This is a genomic window from Allobosea sp. (assembly GCF_035944895.1).
In the GTDB taxonomy this organism is placed as follows: Bacteria; Pseudomonadota; Alphaproteobacteria; order Rhizobiales; family Beijerinckiaceae; genus Allobosea.
The window spans coordinates 425,223-445,903 of record NZ_DASZAT010000010.1 but is presented as its reverse complement, the minus strand read 5'-3'; the positions used below and the strand labels follow the sequence as shown (position 1 = coordinate 445,903).

The window sequence follows — 20,681 nt, the reverse complement described above, 5'->3', positions numbered from 1 at the left end:
AGCAGGCTCCCTTGCCGCGGACTGGTGGCGCCCCATGCGCTCTGCGGCGATGAAAAGCGCAGGAGGACAGGGAAGTCAATTGGTGACAATGCGGACCCGCGACGCCTTTTCCTTCTCCCGGATGGGAGAAGGTGGCGTGGAGCGCCGGATGAGGGCCTGCCCTACCAATAGAAGGTGCTACGGCACTCGCGCGTTTCAGCGATCAGCGGCGGTCCCTCACCCCTGCCCCTCTCCCATCCGGGAGAGGGGTTTCGCGTGGAGCCTCACTTCGCCCGCTTCGCCCCCACCAGCTCGTCCCATTTCCGGAAGGCGACGACCATCTTGTCGGGCTTCAACGGCAGCTCGATCGGGTTGTTGGCGATGAGGTCGGCATATTCCGGCCGACCGAACTCGGCGATGACCTTCTGGCTCGCTTCCGGCGCCAGCGAGAGCGGCACGTTCTTCACCGCCGGGCCCGGATAGAGATAGCCCTCGTCATAGGAATAAGCCTGCATCTTCGGCGTCAGCACATGCGCCATGATGTCGAGCACCACGGCAAGCCGGTCATTGGGCAGGCCCTTCGGCACGCACATGAAGAAGGCGTCGGAGACCCAGTGGAAGCCCTTCAGCGTCTGGATCTTCGCTTCCTTCGGCACGATGCCGAGTGCGCGCGGATTGATGTCCCAGCCGGTGGTCGAGATGATGATGTCGCGCGAGCCGTCGCCGAACTCCTTCATCGTCGCGCCTGTGCCGGCCGGGTAGTACTCGATGTACTGGCCGAGCTCCTGCAGATAGGCCCAGGTCTTGTCCCAGCCGCCGACCGGGTCCTGCGGGTCCTTGTCGCCGAGGAGATAGGGCAGGCCCATCATGAAGGTGCGGCCCGGGCCGGAATTGGTCGGGCGGGCATACATGAACTTGTTCGGATTGGCCTTGGCCCAGGCGAGCAGTTCCTCGGCCGTGGTCGGGACGTTCTTGACCCGGTCGGGCATGTATTCGAGCAGCGGGCCGGAGGGATAGTAATTGACGACGACGCCGAAGCCGTCGCCCTGCGCCTTGTGCAGGTTGAGCGCGGCCGGCTCGTAATTGGCCTCGATGTTCGGGAACTTGTCGGAAAAGTCCGGCAGGATCTTCTGCCAGAGCTTCTGCTCCAGGCCGGCGGCAAGGCCGTCGCTGCCGGTCAGGATCAGGTCGAGATCGACCTTGCCGGCATCCTGCTGCGCCTTGAGCTTGCTGGCGAGCTCGGGGGCAGGGGCCTTCACGAAGGCTATCCGCGAGACCAGCTTGGGATTGGCCGTGCGGTAATCTTCGAAGGCCTTCTGCATCAAGGCGAGCGCACCGCCGACATCCATGACGCTGATCACGACCGGGCTGGTCGGCAGCGGCGGCGAAGCGGCGAGCGCCGGCCCGCCGGCGGCGAGCGCCCCTAAGCCGCCGAGCACGGTGCGACGGTCGATACCCTTGAGATGCCTGGTCATTTGCCTTCCCCTCTTGTTGTTGCGCCGTCCATGGCGGCGCTCATGCGTCGTAGCGGCGTTCCTGATCGGCGAGACGGACGCGCCGGACGAAGAGATCATCCGACCATTCGACCTCACCCTTCGCAAGCACGAGGCCATGCGCCGACAGCGCCGGCCGGATCGCGGCGAGCGCATGGTCGGAGGCCATGGCGAAAGCCTGGGTGGGCGTCGCGATGCCCCAGGCGACGACATTCCTGATGGCCTCGTCGAGGCAGAGCGCCGAGCCTGCGAGCAGGCCTTCTTCCTGCCGTACCGAGCCATCGGGCATGCGATCGACGGCCATGCCGGCGAAATGGTAGCGGCCGACCGGTGCGGCGGCGGCGACCACCGCATCGGTGACCAGGATCGAGCGCTCGAAGCCCTTGGCCCGGATCAGCGCAGCGAGTGCCTTGGGATGGACATGGATGCCGTCGGCGATGAAGCCGGCCATCAGCCGGTCCTCGGCAAGCTGGGCGAAGATCGGGTTGGCAAGCTTGTGCAGCGTTTGCGGCACGCCATTGCCGAGATGGGTGGAGAGCGAGAGCCCCGCATCGGCTGCCGCCGCGACCTGATCGAAGTCGGCAGCGGAGTGACCAATGGCGACGATCTTGCCGGCATCGGCCAGGGTCTTGGTCAGGGCGACGGCGCCCTCGCTTTCGGCGGCGAGCGTCACCATGAGGATCGGCCGCGACAGGCCGCGCTCGACCTCGGCGATCAGCTCGGGCCTGGCCCCCGTCATCGCCTGCGGCGGATGGCAGCCATGATAGCCCGGCGCCGGGTTCAGGAACGGCCCTTCGAGATGGTAGCCCGGGCACATCAGCGCCCCGAGCCTGCTGCCGGCGACGGCGGCGTCGAGCGCGCGAAAGCGCTCGACCAGCTCATGCGGATGGGCGGTGATGATCGTCGGCAGGCAATGCGTGACGCCGGTCGCGAGCATCGCCTCCAGCGCCTGGTCGAGATCGGCCGCCGTGATCGCCGGGTCGTTGAAGTCGACGCCGGCGAAACCGTTGATCTGGAGGTCGACCAGGCCGGGCGAGACGGGCATATCCGCCTCAGCCCGTCTTCAGCAGCGAGGCGGCCGGCGGATCGAGGAACAGCACTGTGTTGGGATGGCGCTGCAGGATCGAGGCCGGGTGCAGCGGGGTGATCTCGCCTTCGAGCGCATCCTTGACCGCTTGCGCCTTGCGGGCGTCCGGCACTGAAAGGATGATCAGCTCACTCTTCAGGATCTGGCGGATGCTCATCGAAATCGCCTGCTCCGGTACGGCGGCAAAGCTCTCGAACCAACCCTCGCCGAATTGCTGGTTGCGGCAGGCCTCGTCGAGCGTGACGACGATATAGGGCTCTTCGGTCTCGAAATCGGCCGGCGGGTCGTTGAAGGCGAGGTGGCAGTTCTCGCCGAAGCCGGCGAAGCAAAGGTCGATGCGGCGCCCGGCGATCAGCGCGTTGAGGCGCTTGGTCTCGGCGGCGGGGTCACCCTCGCCATTGACGAAATTGAAGGCCGGCTTGACCGCGAGCGGGGCGAGAAAGCGCTCCCTGAGATAGCCGCGGAAGCTCGCCGGATGGCTCTCGGGCAGGCCGACATATTCGTCGAGATGGAAGGCGGTGACCTTCGACCAGTCAATGCCTTCGGCCACGACGAGATTCTGCAGCATCTCGAACTGGCTCGCGCCGGTGGCGACGATGATCGTCGCCTCGCCATGGCGCGCGATCGCCGCGCGGATCGCCTCGGCGCCGAATGCAGCGGCCTGCCGGCCGAGCTCGTTCTTGTCGGGGGTGATGCGGATATCGATCATGCTGCTCCTGCCCGGCACGGCTGCGGCGTTCTATGTCTGGGATACTACCATACCAGTCGTAAGCCTAGCATGGACGCGGGACGATGCACCTAGCGTGAAGGCATGGCGTGCCGCCGCTTTTTGCGGGATCTGCGCGCATAGGTTTGCGCTCAGCCGACGATGGCGCCTATGGGGCGTCATCATGTAACCATTCAGTTGCATGACTGCAGTCGGCGTGCTAGCAACAAGTCATGGACTTCGATCGCCTCTTCCGGGCGCTGGCCGATCCGACGCGCCGGCGCATGCTGGACGAGCTCGCCGAGCGTGACGGTCAGACGCTGTTCGAACTGCATGTCCGCCTGATCAGCTGGCACGGGGCGAGCCTGTCGCGGCAGGCCCTGTCGAAGCATCTGCAGGTGCTGGAGGAGGCCGGTCTGCTGCGGACCGAATGGCGCTGGCGTAGCAAACACCATTTCCTCGAACGCTCGCCGCTGCGCCGGATGTGGGATGTGTGGATGCGGCCGCTGGCCGAGCCGCCGGAGAAGGAGACGAGCGATGCCGATCAAGATCGTCGTGACGAGCCTGCTGGTCGATGACCAGGAGAAGGCACTGCGCTTCTACCGCGACATCCTCGGCTTCGAACTGAAGCACGACATCCCGATGGGCCATCATCGCTGGCTCACCCTGACCTCCGCCGGTGACCCCGACGGCGTCGAGCTCCTGCTCGAGCCCGACGAGCATCCGGCGGCGAAGCCGTGGAAGAGCGCGCTCGTGGCCGACGGCATCCCGGCGACGTCGTTCGGGGTCGAGGATGTCCATGCCGAGCATAAGAGGCTTGCGGGTCTGGGCGTCGCCTTCACCCAGCCGCCGGTCCATCTCGGCCCGGTCACGACCGCGGTGTTCGACGACACTTGCGGCAACCTGATCCAGATCGCCCAGCGGCATTGAGGCGCGCGCGTTCCGACTCCGTCACCGCTCGGTGATCTTGAACTCGATCCTGCGGTTGCGGCGCCAGGCGTCGTCATTGTTGGCGACGTCGAGCGGCTGGAATTCGCCGAAGCCGGTCGCGGCGATGCGGTCGGCGGGAATGCCCTTGCTGACGAGGTACTCGACCACGGCGACGGCGCGCGCGGTCGACAGGCTCCAGTTCGACGGGAATTGCGGCGAGCGGATCGGCCGGTTGTCGGTGTGGCCGTCGACGCGCAGGATCCAGGGCAGGTCGGGCGGCATCTCGCGGGCGAGATCGGCGATGATCGCCCCGAGCTTGTCGAGTTCGCCGCGGCCTTCCGGCTTCAGCACGGCCTGGCCGGCATCGAAGAACACCTCCGACTGGAAGACGAAGCGGTCGCCGACGACGCGGATGTCGGGCCGCGTGCCGAGCACCTGGCGCAGGCGGCCGAAGAAGTCGGAGCGATAGCGCGCCAGTTCCTGCACGCGCTGGGCCAGTGCGACGTTGAGGCGCGAGCCGAGCTCGGAGATACGCGCCTGCGATTCCTTGTCCTTCGCCTCGGAGGCGGCGATGGCCTCCTCCAGCGCGGCGAGCTGGCGGCGCATGGCGACGATCTGCTGGTTGACCAGCTCGACGGTGGCCTGCGCCTTGGCGGAGAGCTGCTTTTCGGCGTCGAGCGCCTTTTGCGTATCGGCAAGCTGGGTCGGCGCGTTGGCGCGGGCAGCGCCGTCGAGCAGGCCCTGGACGCGGGCGCGCTCGGCCTGCTCGCTGGCGAGCGAGGATTGCAGCAGGGCCAGCGAATCCTTCGCCTCCTTGCCGCTGGAGCGCTCGAGGGCGAGCAGGTCGCTGAGCTCGGAGATCTGGCGATTGAGCCGGTCGAGCACCGTATCGCGGCCGGAGATCTCCTGCGACAGGAAGAACTGGCCGAGGACGAAGACGGAGAGCAGGAAGACGATGCCGATCAGCATCGTCGAGAGCGCGTCGACGAAGCCCGGCCAGAAATTGACCTCTTCCCGGCGATGCGAGCGCGACAGGGCCATGCTCAGCCTTCCCTCTCAGTCGCCCCTGCGATGCCGCAGCACCATGGCAGGCTCATGACTCGCTCACGCGCTCGGCGGCGAGGCGCTCGATCAGGCGCTTCAGGTCCTTCTCGCGCGCGGCCTGCGCCTCGACCCAGTCGCGGATCAATTGCTGCTCGGAGCGCATGTGCTGGACGAGGCCCTGGATGCCCTCGGCGAGATTGGCCAGCGCCTGCGTCGCCGCGCGGTTGTTGGAGCCGTCCTGCATGGCGGCCTGGAGCTTGTCGAGGCGCTCGACGACGACGTCGCCGGCGACAGTCGGGCCGGCGACCGGCATCGCCAGCGGAATCGTCGCGGAATGCGCCGTGGCGGTGCCGAGATAACCTTCGACCTCGTTGCGGAAGCGGCGCTGGCCCTGACCGACCTGGAGGTCGAGGAAACCAAGGATCAGCGAGCCGGCGATGCCGAACAACGAGGATGAGAACGAGAGGCCCATGCCGGCGAGCGGGGCGGCAAGGCCCGCCTTGAGCTCGTCGAAGAGCACGCCGGCCTCCGCGCCGGTGCGCAGGCTCTTGATGACGTTGCCGACCGAGGAGACGGTCTCGAGCAGGCCCCAGAAGGTGCCGAGCAGGCCGAGGAAGACGAGCAGGCCGGCGAGATAGCGCAGCACCTCGCGGCCGTCGTCGAGCCGGACCGCGATCGATTCGAGCAGGGTCGCCGCCTGGCTGGGGGCGAGGCTGCGCTGCTCCAGCGCCGGCAGCACGGGGGCGAGCGGGCTGATCACCTGGTTGCGCCGCAGCGTGGCGCCGGACGGGTCGGTGGCGAGGCGGGTGGCGGCCCGGGCTTCGCTGTCGATGCGCCAGAGCTCGCGCAGCGACAGCAGCACACCGACCGCGAGCGCGCCGACAATCAGGCCGTTGAGGCCCGGATTGGTCATGAAGGCGGTGCGCAGCCCGTCCTGCAGGATGAAGATCAGGAAGCCGATCAGCGCGAGGAAGACCAGTGCGCGGAAGAAATAGCGCAGCGGGCGGGAGAAGCGGAACGTCTGCGGCCGATTGGGGCTCGTCGCTGGGGGCTCCAGCGGCGGGACCTCCGGGGCCGCCTCGTCATTGGCCATACCTGCTCATCCGATCCGGTTTCGTCGCGGCGGCGACTGTCGCCTCCCGCCACGCCGGGATCAAGCCGAAAACGGCCTCAGTTTCGTCAAAGAACCGTCTTGAGGACTGCGCGCAACGCCGGCTCGCCGGCTTCGTTGCCGCAGATCACGTCCTTGGCCGAGGTCGGCTGCTTGCCGTCGAGCGTGCCGAAGGTGCCACCCGCCTCGCGCACCATCACCGCGCCGGCGCCGAAATCCCAGGTGTTGAGGCCGCGTTCCCAATAGGCGTCCATGCGGCCGGCGGCGACATAGGCAATGTCGAGCGCGGCCGAGCCCATGCGGCGGACATTGGCGAAGCGGCTCATCACCGCGCCGAGCTCCTTCAGGAACAGCGGGTGGCCGCCCTTGCCGATATGCGGCACGCCCATGCCGATCAGCATGTCCGCCGATTCGCGCCGGCCGGAGACGCGCAGGCGGCGGTTGTTGACATAGGCGCCCTTGCCCTTCTCGGCGATGAAGAGCTCGTCCTTGGCGGCGTCGTAGATCACGCCGGCGATGAACTGGTTGTCGCGCTCCAGCGCCACCGAGATGTTCCAGTGCGGGATGCCGCGCAGGAAGTTGTGGGTGCCGTCGAGCGGGTCGATATGCCAGCGATTGCTTTCGTCCGTGCCCTGGACGATGCCGCTCTCCTCCATGACGAAGCCATAGCCGGGGCGGGCCTTCTCCAGCGAAGCGCGCAGGATCTCCTCGGCCTTGTGGTCCGCCTTGGAGACGAAATCGCCCGGGCCCTTGGCCAGGACCTGCAGGTTCTCGACCTCGCCGAAATCGCGCTTCAGCGAACGCGACGCCTTCATCACGGCATCGGTCATCACGGTCATCAGGGGGGAGCGGATCATAGGTCAAACCTCGGGGCGCGACAGGCGCGGCAGAACGGAACAGGCTATCAAAGAGCGGTAGCGGCCGAGTTGCAGGTGCAGCGCGGCGCGGCTTCAAGCCGTCACTTGCTCGGTTGGCTCGGCGTCGTCAAGGCCGTGGCCTCGATCCGGTCGGCGGCGAGGCGGGCGGCGCGAGCGCGCTGCTCCGGCGAAAGCCGCTCCAGAACCTGGTCGAGCGTGGCGTCGGCAAGGCCCTGGGCGCGCGCGGCGAGGTGCCAGGCCGCCGCCTCCGAGAGATCGGGCGGGACGGCGCGGCCGAACTGGTAGAGCTTGGCCAGCCGGTTCTGGGCGATGGCGTTGCCCTTGTTGGCGGCACGTATGAAGAGCTTCCCCGCGGCGCGTTCGTCCTTGGCGACGCCGTCGCCGTTGAACAGCATGATCGCATATTCGACTTCGCCGGCGATCAGCCCGTTGGCGGCTGCCTTGCCCATCCATTCGGCCGCCACGGTATCGTCCTGCGCGACGCCGCGGCCCATCTTGTAGAGCACGCCGAGCGCGTGCTGGGCGTCGGCGAGATCGGCCGCGGCAGCGATCCTGAGACAGGCGATGGCGCGCTGGTCGTCCTGCGGCCGCCCGGTTGCGAGCAGGGCAAGGGCGAGATTGTAGTTGGCGGCGGGATGCCCGGCGGCGGCTGCCTTCTCCAGCAGGGCGCCGCCGGCCTTCGGATCGCGCGTCAGGCCACGACCTTCCAGCATCGCCATGCCGAGAGCGAAGATCGCGTTGATGTCGCCCTTCTCTGCCGCGAGGCGATACCAGTCGGCCGCGGCCTTGGGGTCGATGCGGACACCGAGCCCCTGCCGGTAGATCTCGCCGAGCAGCGTCATCGCCGCGGCGTCCTTCGGATCGGCCTCGAGCCGCTTCAGGGCTTCCGCCTGGGCTCGCCGGTAGTGTCCGGCCTGGTAGGCGCCGTAGGCGAGGTCCGGCTCCGCCGCGGAGGCTGGGAGGGCGAACGTCAGGGCGAGCGCTGCGAGCGCAAGCCTCATCGCGCCGTCCTGCGGGCGTGCTGCGCGGCGATCGCGGCATCGGCCTGCGCGACCGCTGCACGGATGTCGACATCCTCGGCGAAGACCCATTCGCCGAGGGCGATGAATTCGGCGCCGGTCTCGATCAGGGCCGGAACCGACTCGGCATCCGGACAATAGGCGATGCAGGGCGTCTCGAAGATCTCGGCCCACCAGGAGGCGCGCTCGATCACCGCCGGCAGTGCCGGCAGCGAGCCGTCCGCCCGCGGCTCGCCGAACATCACGTAGTCGACGCCGGTCTCGCCGATATCCATGGCGTCATGGCGCGAGCGCAAGCCTCCGGCGCCGATGATGCGCTCCTGCTTCAGGCTGGAGCGGGCTTCGGCGATGGCTTCGGCTCCCGCGGTCAGATGGACGCCGTCGGCGCCGCCGCGGCTGGCGACCTGCGCCGAGGCCTCGACCACCAGGGCGACGTTCTGCGCCTGCACCGGCGGAGCCAGCGCCTTGACCCGTTCGGTCAGGCTGCGCTCGTCGCCGGGCGCGAGCCGCAGCAGCACGGCGGCGACATCGCCGCCGGCGAAGGCCTGCATCAGGCGAAAGGAAATGGCGCCGGGATCGGAGATCGGCGGCGTGACGAGCATCAGGCGGGTGCGGGGGACAGATGTGTTCATGATCGTCCGCGCAAACGGCCCGCGGCGTGGTCCAATGTCAAGACCATAAGCCCGGCGACCAGGCTCCAGAAGGCCGAACCGACCCCGAACAGCGACAGGCTGGAGGCGGCGACGGCGAAGGTGACGACCGCGGCGAAGCGGTCCTTGTCCCTACCCATCGCCTGGCCGAGCGCCCCTGTCAGCGAGCCGACGAGGCCGAGGCCGGCGACGGCGACGATCAGCGCTTTCGGCATGGCGAGGATCAGCGCCAGCAACAGGCCCGTGGTGGCGGCGATAGCGAGGTAGAACAGCGCATACCAGATGCCGGCCTTCCAGCGTTCCTTCGGGTCGGGATGCGTGTCGGCGCCGGTGCAGATCGAGGCGCTGATCGCCGCCATGTTGACCATATGCGCGCCGGTCGGCGCGGTCAGGAAGGACATCAGACCGGTGACGAACAGGCAGGAGGCCGTCGGCGGCTGGTAGCCGGCGGCACGCAGTACGGCGAAGCCCGGCAGGTTCTGCGCCGCCATGGTGACGAGATAGAGCGGGATGCCGATGCCGGCGATCACAGTGAAATCGAGATGCGGGACGATCAGCTCGATATGGGTCAGGGCGACGGGTCCGGCCGGCAGCGTCGCGGTGCCCGTCGCGAAGGCGAGCGCAAGCCCCGCGCCCAAAGCCGCGATCACGCCGAGGAAGGGGCTCCACAGCCGCGCCAGCAGGAAGACCACGAGCAGCGTCAGCACCAGGATCGGCTGCAGCCGCATCTCGTCGAAGACGGCGACGACGAAGCGGAAGATCACGCCGGCCAGCATGGCGGAGGCGATGCTCATGGGAATGCGCCCGACCAGCGCCCCAAGCGGGCGGAAGGCAGCGGTCGCCATGATCAGCACCGCGGCAACGAGGAATGCGCCGACGGCCGAGGCGATATCGGCGCCGCTGGCAGAGGCGATCAGCGCCGCACCAGGCGTCGACCAGGCGCAGATGATCGGCATGCGGTGTCGCCAGGACAGGAAGAAGCCGGCAAGCGCCTGCGCGATGGCGAGGCCCGCCACCCAGGAGACGGTCTGCGCCGGCGTGGCGCCCATCGCCTGCGCGGCGGCGAGCACCACCGCGACCGAGGCCGAGTAGCCGACGAAGGCGGCGACCAGGGCGGAGAAGAACTGCGACATCGGTCGGCCTATGCGTCCCAGGCAGCCGGCCAGGTCTCGGCGAGCGTGGCGCCGAGGCGCACCGGCCAGGCTCCCTTGGCGAGGCCGGTGCGGTCGTCGGTCTCGACCGCGATGCCGGAGAGCGTGCCCTCGCCGAGTGCCGGCTCCAGCCGCGAGCCCGGCGTCTTCTGCAGGAAGCGGCGGATCGCCTCTTCCTTCTGCATGCCGAGGATCGACTCGTAGTCGCCGCACATGCCGGCATCGGTCTGGTAGGCGGTGCCGGCCGGCAGCACGCGGGTGTCCGAGGTCGGGACATGGGTGTGGGTGCCGACGACGAGGCTGGCGCGGCCGTCGAGGTAATAGGCCATGGCGAGCTTCTCGCTGGTCGCCTCGGCGTGGACGTCGACGATGACGGCGTCGGCGGCATCCCCGAGCGGGCAGGCGGCGAGCTCGCGCTCCAGCGCGGCGAAGGGGTCGTCGAGCGCGTCCATGAACAGCCGGCCCATGACGTTGACGACGAGGACACGGGCGCCGTTCCTTGCCTCGATCACGGTCGCGCCGCGGCCGGGCGTGCCGGGCGGATAGTTCGCCGGGCGGATCAGGCGTGGCTGGCGCTCGATGAAGACCAGCGCCTCGCGCTGGTCCCAGGAATGGTTGCCGAGCGTGACGACATCGGCGCCGGCGGCAAGCGTCTCGTCGCAGATCGCCTCGGTGATGCCGAAGCCGCCTGCGGAGTTCTCGCCATTGATCACGACGCAGTCGAGTTTCCAGCGCTCGCGCAGGCCGGGAAGACGATCCTGGACAGCGAGGCGGCCGGCGCGCCCGACAATGTCACCGAGAAAGAGCAGACGCATATCACGATCCAACCATTGAGCTGTCCGATTACGGCCCGTCCCGTTGCGCTTTCACGCAAGCCGATCGTCCCGGTTCTTCCCAGGCCGCGCGGTGACAACTTTGCGGTTTCGAGAAAACACGGCGGGACGGCGGCGTCTTGAAGGAAAGGCGCAGCCGCTAATGACGTGATCGCCGCGGCGAAATCAACCGCAGCGGATCGCCTCGTCCTGCGTGACAACCCAGTCGAGGCGGCGATCATGCGGCTCGGCCGGAACTTCGGCGATCTCCTGTGCGGCGTAGGCGATGCCGATGGTCAGGGTCGGTTCGAGCTCGGTGATGGCGCGGTCGTAATAGCCCCTGCCGTAGCCGATGCGGTAGCCGCGCCGGTCGAAGGCGGCGAGCGGGACGATCAGGATCGTCGGCCTGATCTCGGGCTGCTCGGGAGCCGGCACCAGCGTGCCGAAGCCGCCGGGAACGATCGGCTCCCAGGGCGCCCAGCGCCGGAAATGCATGCGCTTCCCGGCGATCGCGGGCAGGCAGAGCGGCAGGCTGCGCTCGTGAAGGGCTTCGAGGATCGGGCGCGGATCGGCCTCCGAGCGCATCGGCCAATAGGCGGAGACGGGACCTTGCGTGAATACTGGGAGTGCCAGCACACGTTCGACGATGGCCTCATCCCAGATCAGGCGGTCGTCGAGCTCGAGGGCATCGCGCCGGGCGAGCGCCTCGACGCGGAGCGCTGCCTTGCGGGGGGAAGGGGCGAGAGAGACGCTGTCGGTCATGGGCTGCGGAGCCACCTCGGCCGTGGAGATTTCGATCCCGGGACACCTACAAAGTAGGTGGGCGCCGTGTGTCCGGGTCCAGGGACCCAGTCAGGGACAGCTCCCTAGGGAGTCGTATGGGCCCGGGAATACATGACTCGCACGCACCAGGCAGCCCCGCCGCGACAAGGTAGGGCGCATGCCGGCAAAGCGCCAGAGGCGGCCAGCGAAAACCCGTCAGGATTTTTCGCCTCACGCCCCGCGCGCCATCCCATGCCGGATCACCCGGTCTATCAGGTCGGGATAGGCGACGCCGCTGGCGGCGAGCGCCTTCGGGAACATGCTGATGTCGGTAAAGCCGGGGATGGTGTTGACCTCGTTGACCAGCGCGCTGCCGTCCGGCCGCAGGAAGAAGTCGACGCGGGCCATGCCGTCGCAGCCGAGCGCATAGAAGGCGCGCTTGGCCAGCTCCTGCAGATTGGCGATCGTTTCCTCCGGCAGATGGGCGGGCACCTCGACGCGGGCGCCGTCTTCGTCGAGATATTTGGCCTCATAGGTGTAGAAGCCATGGCTCGCGGCGGCGACGATCTCGCCGGGCAGCGAGACGATGGTCTCACCATAGGCCTGCTCCAGCACGCTGAGTTCGATCTCGCGGCCGGCGATGAACTCCTCGACCAGCACCACGCGATCGTGCCGGAAGGCTTCCGCGAGCGCCGCCTGGAAGCTTTCGGCATCCGTCGCCTTGCTGACGCCGACCGAGGAGCCCTGCCGGGCGGGCTTGACGAAGAGCGGCAGGCCGAGCGCGGCGCTGGCCTGTTCGAAGCTCAGCGCCTCGCCCAGCCGGGCGGTGAGCGAGCGGGCGACGCCGAGGCCGGCCTCGCGCAGCAGCCGCTTGGCGATGTCCTTGTCGAGCGCATTGGCCGAGCCGACGATGCCACAGCCGGCGAGCGGGATGCCGGCGACCTGAGCCAGCCCCTGGACCGAGCCGTCTTCGCCGTCGAGGCCATGCAGCACCGGAAAGAGCACGTCGATCTTCGGCAGTGCCTGCGGAGCGGCGCCGTCCTGCAGGCGCAGCAGGCGCCCGTTCCCGCCGGGCAGCAGGCACAGCTCGGCGCCGTCCTGCGGGATCGGGTCGGGCAGGACGCCATTCTGCAATTCGAGCTCGCGCCACGCGCCGGCCTTGGTGATCAGGATCGGCACGACGTCGTATTTCGCCTTGTCGATCGCCTTGACCACATTGGCGGCGGACATCAGCGAGACCTCGTGCTCGGAAGATCTGCCCCCGAGGAGAACCGCCACCCGTACCCTGTCGCCCATCGTCGCCGCCTTCATCGATTCGCTTCTGTCCGGAAGCGTCAGTCGGGCATGATTGAGGAATTGCAAAGGCGATAGGTGCAGCAGTCGTCCCGTTCAGCCGGTCTGCCCCGGCAGCAGGCTCTTCGCCACGCTCTCGATGCGCTCGGCTGCGGCATTGAGTGCGGCCGCGGCCTTCTCCTCGACCTCGCCGGCGCGCTGGTCGGCGAAGCCGGCATCGCCCTGCAGCGAGTGCAGGCGGCCCTCCAGCGTCTCGACCTTCTTCTTCAGCTCGGTGACCTCGTCGGCGACCATCAGTGCTGCCATGACGTGCAGGCGCATGTCGCCGATCTCGCCGAAGGCCTGGCGCATTTCCTCGATCTTGCCGTCATAGAGCTGGGCGAGCGCCTCCAGATGGGGCTCCTCGCCTTCGCCGCAGGCCATACGGTAGGCCTTGCCGGAGATGGTGACGTTGACCTGGGGCATCAGGCGTCCTGCTCGGCTTCTTCGTCGGGTTGGACCTCGACGCGGGCGATCACTTCGGCAAGCGCCGTCATGGCGCGGTCGAGCTTGCGGTCGACCTCCTGCGCCACGCCCTCGACCTGGCCGATCCGGGCCATGGCGCCGTCGAGCTCGACCGCGAGGCGGGCGCGATCGTCCTGCATCAAGGTGAGCTCGGTTTCGAGATTGGCGCGGCCACGCTCGACCTCGAGCCGTCTGCGGGCGGCTGCTTCGAGCTGGCCGAGCGCGCCTTCGAGGCGCGACAGGGCGTGATCCAGTGCTGGAGACGCCACGCTTCTTCCTTTGCGTGCCGGGGAAGCCGGCTCATCCGATTCGGAAGCCTAGTTTAACAAATATCGCCGTGAAAAGCGCTTTGGCCGGTGCGGTCCGATCGAAGCGTGGGGAAAACTCGATATCTGCGTCCTTGCAGGCGAATTGACTCCGCTTGAGCGGGCGGCCTATCGAACGCGCGACCTTTTTTCTCAAGAGTTCGCTGCTCGCCGCCGGCCAGCTTCGGTACGAGCCTCGTTCCGCCCCCGCCGGAGAGATTCCATGACGACGCCTGCGATCGACCGCGCCCAGCACGAGCGGCTCGCCAACGCCATCCGCTCCCTCGCCATGGACGGCGTCGAGCAGGCCAAGTCCGGCCATCCCGGCCTGCCGATGGGCGCGGCCGATGTCGCGGCCGTGCTGTTCACCCGCATCCTGAAATATGATGCGGCCGAGCCGCGCTGGCCGGATCGCGACCGCTTCGTGCTCTCTGCCGGCCATGGCTCGATGCTGATCTACGCGCTGCTCTATCTCACCGGCACGCCCGGCATGGAGCTCGACGACCTCAAGAAGTTCCGCCAGCTCGAATCGAAGACGCCGGGCCATCCCGAGAACTTCATGACCGCCGGCGTCGAGACCACCACCGGCCCGCTCGGCCAGGGACTGGCCACCGCGGTCGGCATGGCGATGGCCGAGCGCATGCTCGCCGCCGAGTTCGGCAAGAAGCTGGTCGACCACAAGACCTATGTGCTGGCCTCCGACGGCGACCTGATGGAGGGCATCAGCCAGGAGGCGATCGCGCTCGCCGGCCATCAGAAGCTGAACAAGCTGATCGTGCTCTGGGACGATAACGGCATCTCGATCGACGGACCGCTCTCGATCTCCGACTCGGTCGACCAGGTCGCGCGCTTCAAGGCCTGCGGCTGGAAGGCCGAGCGGGTCGACGGGCATGATCCCGACGCGATTGAGGCGGCGATCCGCCGCGCCCAGAAGTCGAACAAGCCGACGCTGATCGCCTGCAAGACCGTGATCGGCTTCGGCGCGCCGAAGAAGGCCGGCACCTCCAAGGCGCATGGCGAGCCGCTCGGCGCCGAAGAGCTCGCCGCCGCCAAGAAGGCGCTCGGCATCACTGGCGGGCCGTTCGAGGTCGCGGCCGACGTGCTCAAGGCCTGGCGCGGCTTCGGCGCCACCGGCTTCGCCGAACGCAAGGCCTGGAACGAGCGCCTGGCGGCGCTGTCCGAGCGCAAGCGCGGCGAGTTCGAGCGTCGCCTGGCCCATACTGTGCCGGCCAAGCTCGCCAAGACGCTGGTCGCCCACAAGAAGGCGCTGGCGGCGAACCCGGTGACGGTCGCGACCCGCAAGGCGTCCGAACTGGCGCTCGAAGCCATCGCGCCGGTCATGCCGGAGCTGGTGATGGGCTCGGCTGACCTGACGCCCTCCAACAACACGCGCACCAAGGCGGCCGAGGACTTCACGCCGAAGACCCCGAAGGGCCGCTATGTCCGCTACGGCATCCGCGAGCACGGCATGGCCGCGGCGATGAACGGCATCACCCTGCATGGCGGCTTCCGCACCGCCGGCGGCACATTCCTGGTCTTCGCCGACTATGCCCGCCCGTCGATGCGGCTCGCCGCGCTGATGGGGCTGCCGGTCGTCTACGTCATGACCCATGATTCGATCGGCCTCGGCGAGGACGGGCCGACCCACCAGCCGATCGAGCAGATCGCCAGCTTGCGCGCCATGCCGAACATGCGCGTGCTGCGTCCCGCCGATGCGATCGAGACGGCGGAAGCCTGGCAGATCGCGCTGGAGCGCACTGACGGGCCGACTGTGCTCGCCCTTTCGCGCCAGAACCTCGCGCCGGTCCGCACCGACGCCTCGGCGACGAACCGTTCGGCCAAGGGCGCTTATGAGCTGCTGGCGGCGGAAGGTGGCAAGGCGCAGGTCTCGCTCTTCGCCTCGGGCTCCGAGGTCGAGATCGCGGTCGCTGCCCGCAAGCTGCTGGCCGACAAGGGCATTCGCGCCCGCGTCGTCTCGGTGCCTTCGCTGGAAGCGCTGCTGGAGCAGGATGATGCGACCAAGGCCGCGGTCATCGGCGACGCCCCGGTCAAGGTCGCGGTCGAGGCCGCCGTGCGCTTCGGCTGGGATGGCGTGATCGGCGCCGATGGCGGCTTCGTCGGCATGTCCTCCTTCGGCGCGAGTGCGCCCTACAAGGAGGTCTTCAAGCATTTCGGCATCACGCCGGAAGCGGTGGCCGAGGCCGCGATCAAGCGTCACAACGGCTGACCTCCTTGAAATTTTTAAGGCCTGCCCTTGCGTTCCGCCATGGTTTGGCCGATTTGCCCGCGTGAATGACGCCGGCTCTGCCGGCGAATGGCGAAGGAGAGGATTGAGATGACGGTCAAGGTGGCGATCAACGGCTTCGGCCGTATCGGGCGCAACGTGCTGCGCGCGATCATCGAGTCGAAGCGCAAGGACATCGAGGTCGTGGCGATCAACGATCTCGGCCCGGTCGAGACCAACGCCCATCTCTTCCGCTTCGACTCCGTGCATGGCCGCTTCCCCGGCACCGTGACGGTCTCCGGCGATACGATCGATGTCGGTCGCGGCCCGATCAAGGTGACCGCGATCCGCGATCCCAAGGACCTGCCGCACAAGGCGCTCGGCGTCGATATCGCGCTGGAATGCACCGGCATCTTCACCACCCGCGACAAGGCGGCGGCCCATCTCGCCGCTGGCGCCAAGCGCGTGCTGGTCTCGGCGCCCTGCGACGGCGCCGACCTCACGGTCGTCTACGGCGTCAACAACGAGGCCCTGACCAAGGACCATATCGTCGTCTCGAACGCCTCCTGCACGACCAACTGCCTCGCGCCGGTGGTCAAGGTGCTGCATGACGCCGTCGGCATCGACAAGGGCTTCATGACCACGATCCATGCCTATACCGGCGACCAGCCGACGCTGGACACGATGCACAAGGATCTCTACCGCGGCCGCGCCGCCGCGATGTCGATGATCCCGACCTCGACCGGCGCCGCCAAGGCGATCGGCCTCGTCATCCCCGAGCTCAAGGGCCGGCTCGACGGCACCTCGATCCGCGTGCCGACGCCGAACGTCTCGGTCGTCGACTTCAAGTTCATCTCGAAGCGCAAGACCACGGTCGAGAAGATCAACGACGCCATCATCAAGGCGAGCAAGCGCGGCGCCCTGAAGGGCATCCTCGCCGTCACCGATCAGCCGAACGTCTCGATCGACTTCAACCACGATCCGGCCTCGTCGACCTTCGCGCTCGACCAGACCAAGGTCCTGGACGAGAAGCTCGTCCGCATCCTGACCTGGTACGACAATGAGTGGGGCTTCTCGAACCGCATGAGCGACACCGCCGTCGCCATGGCGAAGCTCATCTGATCCATACAAACGCTGCGGCCGCGCCTATCTGGTGCGGCCGCCTCCACGCCGCCGAGGAACGGACCGCGCAATGAACAAGATCGAGCCGACCGTCGCCACGTCGACCACGTCTCCCGAGGCCGTCATCGTGCCGCCGGCCCCGAGCATGGCGGAGATCGCCGCGGCGCGCGCCACAGAGGCGAAGCCGGCTGAGCCGCTCGCGCCGAGCGATCCGCGCAAGCTCGACCAGCTCTCGCGCATCGAGGACAAGACTGCGCGGATCGAGGAGAAGTTCGCGCGCTACGAGGCGGTGCTGACCCGCGCCGAGGCCTCGCTGGAGCGCAGCGCCCAGAAGGTCGATCTTGCCGCCGGCACCATGGACTTCGCCGGCTTGCGCGAGGAGCTCTCGGCCCTGCGCCAGCGCGTCAATTCGACCCCGCGCTTCGGCGCCCTGCTGCTCACCGGCATCGTCACGGCGGTTCTGACCGTTATCCTGACGGTGATCGTATTGAAGAGCGGCGTTCCCGGCGTGCTGCCGCCGATCCTGCCGCGATGAGCTTTCGCCCGGCCGCCGATCTTGCGGACGGGCGCAGTGTCCGCTGGCGGGCGCTGGAAGGTGACGGACTCGAACATCTGACATTGCGCGCGCAGGCGAACGGCTTTCGCGCCGATGCCGTGATCCTCGGCGAACGTGAGGGACAGCGCTTCGGTGCGCGCTATCGCATCGATGGCGACGCCGATTTTGCGGTCCGCTCCTTCGAGATCGCGACGACCGATGGTCGTGGTCTCGCCATGACCCGGCGCGACGGCGCCTGGCACGACAGGTCGAGCGGTCATCTGCCGGCTTTCGACGCCTGTATCGACATCGACCTCTCGGCCACGCCCTTCACCAACACGCTGCCGATCCGCCGCCTCGCCTGGGAACCGGGCGAGCAACGGCGCATCGCCATGCTGTTCGTACCGTTCGACAGCTTCGAGCCGTTCGTCACCGAGCAGATCTACACTTGCATCGCGCCGAGGCTCTTCCGGTTCGAGACGGCCGATGGCAGTTTCACCGCCGAGCTTCCGGTCGACGAGGACGGCCTCGTCATCGATTATCCCAGCCTGTTTCAACGCCTGTAAGAGAGCCCGCCATGCCCGCTTTCCGCACCCTCGACGACGCCGATCTCGCCGGCAAGCGTGTCCTCGTCCGCGTTGATCTCAACGTGCCGATGGAGGAGGGCAGGGTCACCGACACCACCCGCATCGACCGCATCCTGCCGACGATCCGCGAGATCGCGCAGAAGGGCGGCAAGGTCATCCTGCTGGCGCATTTCGGCCGGCCGAAGGGACGCGACGAGAAGAACAGCCTGCGTCAGGTCGTGCCGGCGCTGGCGCATGCGCTCGGCCAGCCGGTGATCTTCGTCGGCGACTGCATCGGCACGGAAGCGCCGAAGGCGATCGCTGCGGCCAAGAATGGCGAGATCCTGCTGCTGGAGAACACCCGCTTCCACGCCGGCGACGAGAAGAACGACCCCGAATTCGTCAAGGCGCTCGCCGCCAATGGCGATCTCTATGTCAACGACGCCTTCTCGGCCGCCCACCGCGCCCATGCCTCGACCGAAGGTCTGGCGCATCTGCTGCCGGCCTATGCCGGGCGCACCATGCAGGCCGAGCTGGAAGCGCTCTCGGCCGGTCTCGACAATCCCGCCCGGCCGGTGATGGCGATCGTCGGCGGCGCCAAGGTCTCGACCAAGCTCGAACTGCTCGGGAACCTCGTGCAGAAGGTCGACGTGCTCGCCATCGGCGGCGGCATGGCCAACACCTTCCTCGCCGCCCGCGGCGTCAATGTCGGCAAGTCGCTCTGCGAGCACGATCTCGCCGGGACCGCCCGCGAGATCGAGGCGAAGGCCAAGGCAGCCGGCTGCGAGATCATCCTGCCTGTCGATGCGCTGGTGGCGCGCGAATTCAGGGCCAACCCCGGCCATCGCGTCGTCTCGATCGGCGAAGTCGGTCCCGACGAGATGATCCTCGATGCCGGCCCGCTCAGCGTCGCCGAGGTCGTGCTCAAGCTGAACACCATGAAGACGGTGGTCTGGAACGGGCCGTTCGGCGCCTTCGAGCTACCGCCCTTCGACACCGCGACGGTCGCGGTGGCAAAGGCCGTGGCGGAGCGCGTCCGCGACGGCAGGCTCGTCGCTGTTGCTGGCGGTGGCGATACGGTCGCGGCGATGAACCATGCCGAGGTCGCAGAGGACCTCACCTACGTCTCGACTGCTGGCGGCGCCTTCCTCGAATGGATGGAAGGCAAGGCCCTGCCGGGCGTCGAGGCGCTGCGGAAGGGCTGAGCGAGAGGAGCGCGTCGGGGTGCTGAAAGCACGCGGCCGCTGATCGCGTTCACTTTTCTGGCTGGTTTCGCTTTGCGTCTGCCACAGTTCGATTCTAAACCCTCCGGATAAAGCAGAGCCCAACCGGAGGATCATCGTGGCCCGCATCACGCTTCGCCAATTGCTCGACCATGCTGCCGAGAACGACTATGGCGTTCCGGCCTTCAACATCAACAACATGGAGCAGGCGCTCGCGATCATGGCCGCTGCCGACGCGACGGACGCGCCGGTGATCATCCAGGCTTCGCGCGGCGCGCGCTCCTACGCCAACGACATCATGCTCAAGCACATGATGGACGCGGTCACCGAGATCTATCCGCATATCCCGGTCTGCGTGCATCTCGACCACGGCAACGAGCCGGCGACCTGCATGACCGCGATCCAGGCCGGCTTCACCTCGGTGATGATGGACGGCTCGCTCAAGGCCGACGGCAAGACCCCGGGCGACTGGGACTACAATGTCGGCGTGACCAAGACCGTCACCGACATGGCCCATCTCGGCGGCATCTCGGTCGAAGGCGAGCTCGGCGTGCTCGGCTCGCTTGAATCAGGCGAGGGCGAGAAGGAGGACGGCCACGGCTTCGAGGGCAAGCTCAGCCACGACCAGCTCCTGACCAACCCCGACGAAGCCGTGAAGTTCGTCGCCGAGACCAAGGTCGATGCGCTCGCCATCGCCATGGGCACGTCGCATGGCGCCTACAAGTTCACCCGCAAGCCCGACGGCGCGATCCTGGCGATGCATGTCATCGAGGAGATCCACAAGAAGCTGCCGAACATGCATTTGGTCATGCACGGCTCCTCCTCGGTGCCGCAGGACCTGCAGGACGTCATCAACCAGTATGGCGGCAAGATGCCCCAGACCTGGGGCGTGCCGGTCGAGGAGATCCAGCGCGGCATCAAGCACGGCGTGCGCAAGATCAACATCGACACCGACAACCGGATGGCGATGACCGGCCAGATCCGCAAGATCCTGTCCGAGCACCCCGGCGAGTTCGATCCGCGCAAGTACCTGAAGCCGGCGATGGAGGCGATGACCGCGCTCTGCAAGAAGCGGCTGGAGGAGTTCAACACCGCCGGCCAGGCCTCGAAGATCAAGCGCGTCATCACGCTGGCCGACATGGCCAAGCGCTACGCCAAGGGCGAGCTCGACCCGACCTTCGGCGCCAGGAAGGCGGCGTGACGATCCTGTAGGCCGATACACCGGCTTTCGCAGAACAAGAACGCCCGGCTCAGGCCGGGCGTTTCTCGTTTCGGAAGTGGGCGGAC

At 67.8% G+C, this 20,681-nt stretch carries 22 protein-coding genes and 1 other RNA gene; 8 read left to right on the top strand and 15 right to left on the bottom strand.

Annotation, left to right across the window (positions count from 1 at the left end; all coding sequences use genetic code 11):
- Positions 1 to 263: 263 nt before the first annotated feature.
- The 3 genes from VGV58_RS17785 to VGV58_RS17775 are packed head-to-tail and all read right to left on the bottom strand — an operon-like array spanning position 264 to position 3,268.
- Positions 264 to 1,454, bottom strand: coding sequence for an ABC transporter substrate-binding protein (locus VGV58_RS17785; RefSeq protein WP_326875361.1), 1,191 nt, complete (start codon positions 1,452 to 1,454; stop codon positions 264 to 266).
- A 40-nt stretch (positions 1,455 to 1,494) separates the two neighbouring features.
- A complete protein-coding gene (locus VGV58_RS17780; protein ID WP_326875360.1) occupies positions 1,495 to 2,517 on the bottom strand; it encodes an N-acetylglucosamine-6-phosphate deacetylase in 1,023 nt (340 codons plus the stop codon).
- Between the two features lie 7 nt (positions 2,518 to 2,524).
- A complete protein-coding gene (locus VGV58_RS17775) occupies positions 2,525 to 3,268 on the bottom strand; it encodes a glucosamine-6-phosphate deaminase (RefSeq protein ID WP_326875359.1) in 744 nt (247 codons plus the stop codon).
- Positions 3,269 to 3,498: 230 nt separating this feature from the next.
- Between VGV58_RS17775 and VGV58_RS17770 the strand changes: the two genes are divergently transcribed.
- Together VGV58_RS17770 and VGV58_RS17765 are read left to right on the top strand one after the other, a co-directional pair.
- A complete protein-coding gene (locus VGV58_RS17770) occupies positions 3,499 to 3,843 on the top strand; it encodes an ArsR/SmtB family transcription factor (protein WP_326875358.1) in 345 nt (114 codons plus the stop codon).
- On the top strand, positions 3,803 to 4,195 hold the full coding sequence (locus VGV58_RS17765) for a VOC family protein (RefSeq protein WP_326875357.1): 393 nt from the start codon (positions 3,803 to 3,805) through the stop codon (positions 4,193 to 4,195). Before VGV58_RS17770 ends, VGV58_RS17765 begins: the two co-directional genes overlap by 41 nt.
- A gap of 21 nt (positions 4,196 to 4,216) precedes the next feature.
- On the opposite strand, the gene VGV58_RS17760 is transcribed toward VGV58_RS17765, so the two are convergent.
- The 12 genes from VGV58_RS17760 to VGV58_RS17705 all read right to left on the bottom strand — a co-directional run bounded on the left by VGV58_RS17760 (position 4,217) and on the right by VGV58_RS17705 (position 13,688).
- Entirely contained in the window at positions 4,217 to 5,236 is a 1,020-nt protein-coding gene (locus tag VGV58_RS17760) for a peptidoglycan -binding protein (protein WP_326875356.1), read from the bottom strand.
- Positions 5,237 to 5,288: 52 nt separating this feature from the next.
- A complete protein-coding gene (locus VGV58_RS17755; RefSeq protein WP_326875355.1) occupies positions 5,289 to 6,332 on the bottom strand; it encodes a flagellar motor protein MotA in 1,044 nt (347 codons plus the stop codon).
- 86 nt (positions 6,333 to 6,418) lie between these two features.
- Positions 6,419 to 7,207, bottom strand: coding sequence for an inositol monophosphatase family protein (locus VGV58_RS17750; RefSeq protein ID WP_326875354.1), 789 nt, complete (start codon positions 7,205 to 7,207; stop codon positions 6,419 to 6,421).
- A 101-nt stretch (positions 7,208 to 7,308) separates the two neighbouring features.
- Positions 7,309 to 8,229 carry a tetratricopeptide repeat protein gene (locus VGV58_RS17745; protein ID WP_326875353.1) on the bottom strand — a complete coding sequence of 307 codons (921 nt, stop codon included), beginning with the start codon at positions 8,227 to 8,229 and terminating at the stop codon, positions 7,309 to 7,311.
- Positions 8,226 to 8,879, bottom strand: a complete 654-nt coding sequence (locus VGV58_RS17740; RefSeq protein ID WP_326875352.1) for a thiamine phosphate synthase — start codon at positions 8,877 to 8,879, stop codon at positions 8,226 to 8,228. Before VGV58_RS17740 ends, VGV58_RS17745 begins: the two co-directional genes overlap by 4 nt.
- On the bottom strand, positions 8,876 to 10,030 hold the full coding sequence (locus VGV58_RS17735; RefSeq protein WP_326875351.1) for a benzoate/H(+) symporter BenE family transporter: 1,155 nt from the start codon (positions 10,028 to 10,030) through the stop codon (positions 8,876 to 8,878). Before VGV58_RS17735 ends, VGV58_RS17740 begins: the two co-directional genes overlap by 4 nt.
- Positions 10,031 to 10,038: 8 nt before the next feature.
- The gene (locus VGV58_RS17730; RefSeq protein WP_326875350.1) at positions 10,039 to 10,863 is read right to left on the bottom strand and encodes a TIGR00282 family metallophosphoesterase; all 825 of its coding nucleotides are present in this window, start codon (positions 10,861 to 10,863) and stop codon (positions 10,039 to 10,041) included.
- Between the two features lie 183 nt (positions 10,864 to 11,046).
- Positions 11,047 to 11,622 (bottom strand): 5-formyltetrahydrofolate cyclo-ligase, encoded by a 576-nt coding sequence (locus VGV58_RS17725; RefSeq protein ID WP_326875349.1) that lies wholly within the window; start codon positions 11,620 to 11,622, stop codon positions 11,047 to 11,049.
- Between the two features lie 4 nt (positions 11,623 to 11,626).
- Positions 11,627 to 11,782, bottom strand: a non-coding RNA gene (gene ssrS, locus VGV58_RS17720) — 6S RNA.
- A gap of 71 nt (positions 11,783 to 11,853) precedes the next feature.
- Complete coding sequence (locus VGV58_RS17715; protein ID WP_326875348.1) at positions 11,854 to 12,933, bottom strand: D-alanine--D-alanine ligase family protein; 1,080 nt, start codon at positions 12,931 to 12,933, stop codon at positions 11,854 to 11,856.
- Positions 12,934 to 13,011: 78 nt separating this feature from the next.
- The gene (locus tag VGV58_RS17710; protein ID WP_326875347.1) at positions 13,012 to 13,380 is read right to left on the bottom strand and encodes a cell division protein ZapA; all 369 of its coding nucleotides are present in this window, start codon (positions 13,378 to 13,380) and stop codon (positions 13,012 to 13,014) included.
- Positions 13,380 to 13,688, bottom strand: a complete 309-nt coding sequence (locus VGV58_RS17705; RefSeq protein ID WP_326875346.1) for a DUF4164 domain-containing protein — start codon at positions 13,686 to 13,688, stop codon at positions 13,380 to 13,382. Before VGV58_RS17705 ends, VGV58_RS17710 begins: the two co-directional genes overlap by 1 nt.
- A gap of 259 nt (positions 13,689 to 13,947) precedes the next feature.
- Between VGV58_RS17705 and tkt the strand changes: the two genes are divergently transcribed.
- The 6 genes from tkt (at position 13,948) to fba (ending at position 20,595) form a co-directional block, all read left to right on the top strand.
- Positions 13,948 to 15,951 carry a transketolase gene (gene tkt, locus VGV58_RS17700; protein ID WP_326875345.1) on the top strand — a complete coding sequence of 668 codons (2,004 nt, stop codon included), beginning with the start codon at positions 13,948 to 13,950 and terminating at the stop codon, positions 15,949 to 15,951.
- 108 nt (positions 15,952 to 16,059) lie between these two features.
- Positions 16,060 to 17,070: a type I glyceraldehyde-3-phosphate dehydrogenase gene (gap, locus tag VGV58_RS17695; RefSeq protein WP_326875344.1), complete on the top strand. Its 1,011-nt coding sequence runs from the start codon at positions 16,060 to 16,062 to the stop codon at positions 17,068 to 17,070.
- Between the two features lie 70 nt (positions 17,071 to 17,140).
- On the top strand, positions 17,141 to 17,605 hold the full coding sequence (locus VGV58_RS17690; protein WP_326875343.1) for a hypothetical protein: 465 nt from the start codon (positions 17,141 to 17,143) through the stop codon (positions 17,603 to 17,605).
- Entirely contained in the window at positions 17,602 to 18,171 is a 570-nt protein-coding gene (locus VGV58_RS17685) for a putative glycolipid-binding domain-containing protein (protein WP_326875342.1), read from the top strand. The genes VGV58_RS17690 and VGV58_RS17685 overlap by 4 nt, the downstream gene beginning before the upstream one ends.
- Before the next feature lie 11 nt (positions 18,172 to 18,182).
- Complete coding sequence (locus VGV58_RS17680; protein ID WP_326875341.1) at positions 18,183 to 19,376, top strand: phosphoglycerate kinase; 1,194 nt, start codon at positions 18,183 to 18,185, stop codon at positions 19,374 to 19,376.
- A 136-nt stretch (positions 19,377 to 19,512) separates the two neighbouring features.
- Positions 19,513 to 20,595, top strand: coding sequence for a class II fructose-bisphosphate aldolase (fba, locus tag VGV58_RS17675; RefSeq protein ID WP_091838959.1), 1,083 nt, complete (start codon positions 19,513 to 19,515; stop codon positions 20,593 to 20,595).
- Positions 20,596 to 20,681: the final 86 nt, after the last annotated feature.

Coding starts and splice junctions, on each gene's coding strand:
- VGV58_RS17755 (WP_326875355.1), bottom strand. CDS start 6,332: ATGGCCAATGACGAGGCGGCCCCGGAGGTCCCGCCGCTGGAGCCCCCA.
- VGV58_RS17730 (WP_326875350.1), bottom strand. CDS start 10,863: ATGCGTCTGCTCTTTCTCGGTGACATTGTCGGGCGCGCCGGCCGCCTC.
- VGV58_RS17725 (WP_326875349.1), bottom strand. CDS start 11,622: ATGACCGACAGCGTCTCTCTCGCCCCTTCCCCCCGCAAGGCAGCGCTC.
- tkt (WP_326875345.1), top strand. CDS start 13,948: ATGACGACGCCTGCGATCGACCGCGCCCAGCACGAGCGGCTCGCCAAC.
- VGV58_RS17775 (WP_326875359.1), bottom strand. CDS start 3,268: ATGATCGATATCCGCATCACCCCCGACAAGAACGAGCTCGGCCGGCAG.
- VGV58_RS17765 (WP_326875357.1), top strand. CDS start 3,803: ATGCCGATCAAGATCGTCGTGACGAGCCTGCTGGTCGATGACCAGGAG.
- VGV58_RS17690 (WP_326875343.1), top strand. CDS start 17,141: ATGAACAAGATCGAGCCGACCGTCGCCACGTCGACCACGTCTCCCGAG.
- VGV58_RS17685 (WP_326875342.1), top strand. CDS start 17,602: ATGAGCTTTCGCCCGGCCGCCGATCTTGCGGACGGGCGCAGTGTCCGC.
- VGV58_RS17710 (WP_326875347.1), bottom strand. CDS start 13,380: ATGCCCCAGGTCAACGTCACCATCTCCGGCAAGGCCTACCGTATGGCC.
- VGV58_RS17740 (WP_326875352.1), bottom strand. CDS start 8,879: ATGAACACATCTGTCCCCCGCACCCGCCTGATGCTCGTCACGCCGCCG.
- VGV58_RS17745 (WP_326875353.1), bottom strand. CDS start 8,229: ATGAGGCTTGCGCTCGCAGCGCTCGCCCTGACGTTCGCCCTCCCAGCC.
- gap (WP_326875344.1), top strand. CDS start 16,060: ATGACGGTCAAGGTGGCGATCAACGGCTTCGGCCGTATCGGGCGCAAC.
- VGV58_RS17680 (WP_326875341.1), top strand. CDS start 18,183: ATGCCCGCTTTCCGCACCCTCGACGACGCCGATCTCGCCGGCAAGCGT.
- VGV58_RS17770 (WP_326875358.1), top strand. CDS start 3,499: ATGGACTTCGATCGCCTCTTCCGGGCGCTGGCCGATCCGACGCGCCGG.
- VGV58_RS17785 (WP_326875361.1), bottom strand. CDS start 1,454: ATGACCAGGCATCTCAAGGGTATCGACCGTCGCACCGTGCTCGGCGGC.
- VGV58_RS17735 (WP_326875351.1), bottom strand. CDS start 10,030: ATGTCGCAGTTCTTCTCCGCCCTGGTCGCCGCCTTCGTCGGCTACTCG.
- VGV58_RS17750 (WP_326875354.1), bottom strand. CDS start 7,207: ATGATCCGCTCCCCCCTGATGACCGTGATGACCGATGCCGTGATGAAG.
- VGV58_RS17760 (WP_326875356.1), bottom strand. CDS start 5,236: ATGGCCCTGTCGCGCTCGCATCGCCGGGAAGAGGTCAATTTCTGGCCG.
- VGV58_RS17715 (WP_326875348.1), bottom strand. CDS start 12,933: ATGAAGGCGGCGACGATGGGCGACAGGGTACGGGTGGCGGTTCTCCTC.
- VGV58_RS17780 (WP_326875360.1), bottom strand. CDS start 2,517: ATGCCCGTCTCGCCCGGCCTGGTCGACCTCCAGATCAACGGTTTCGCC.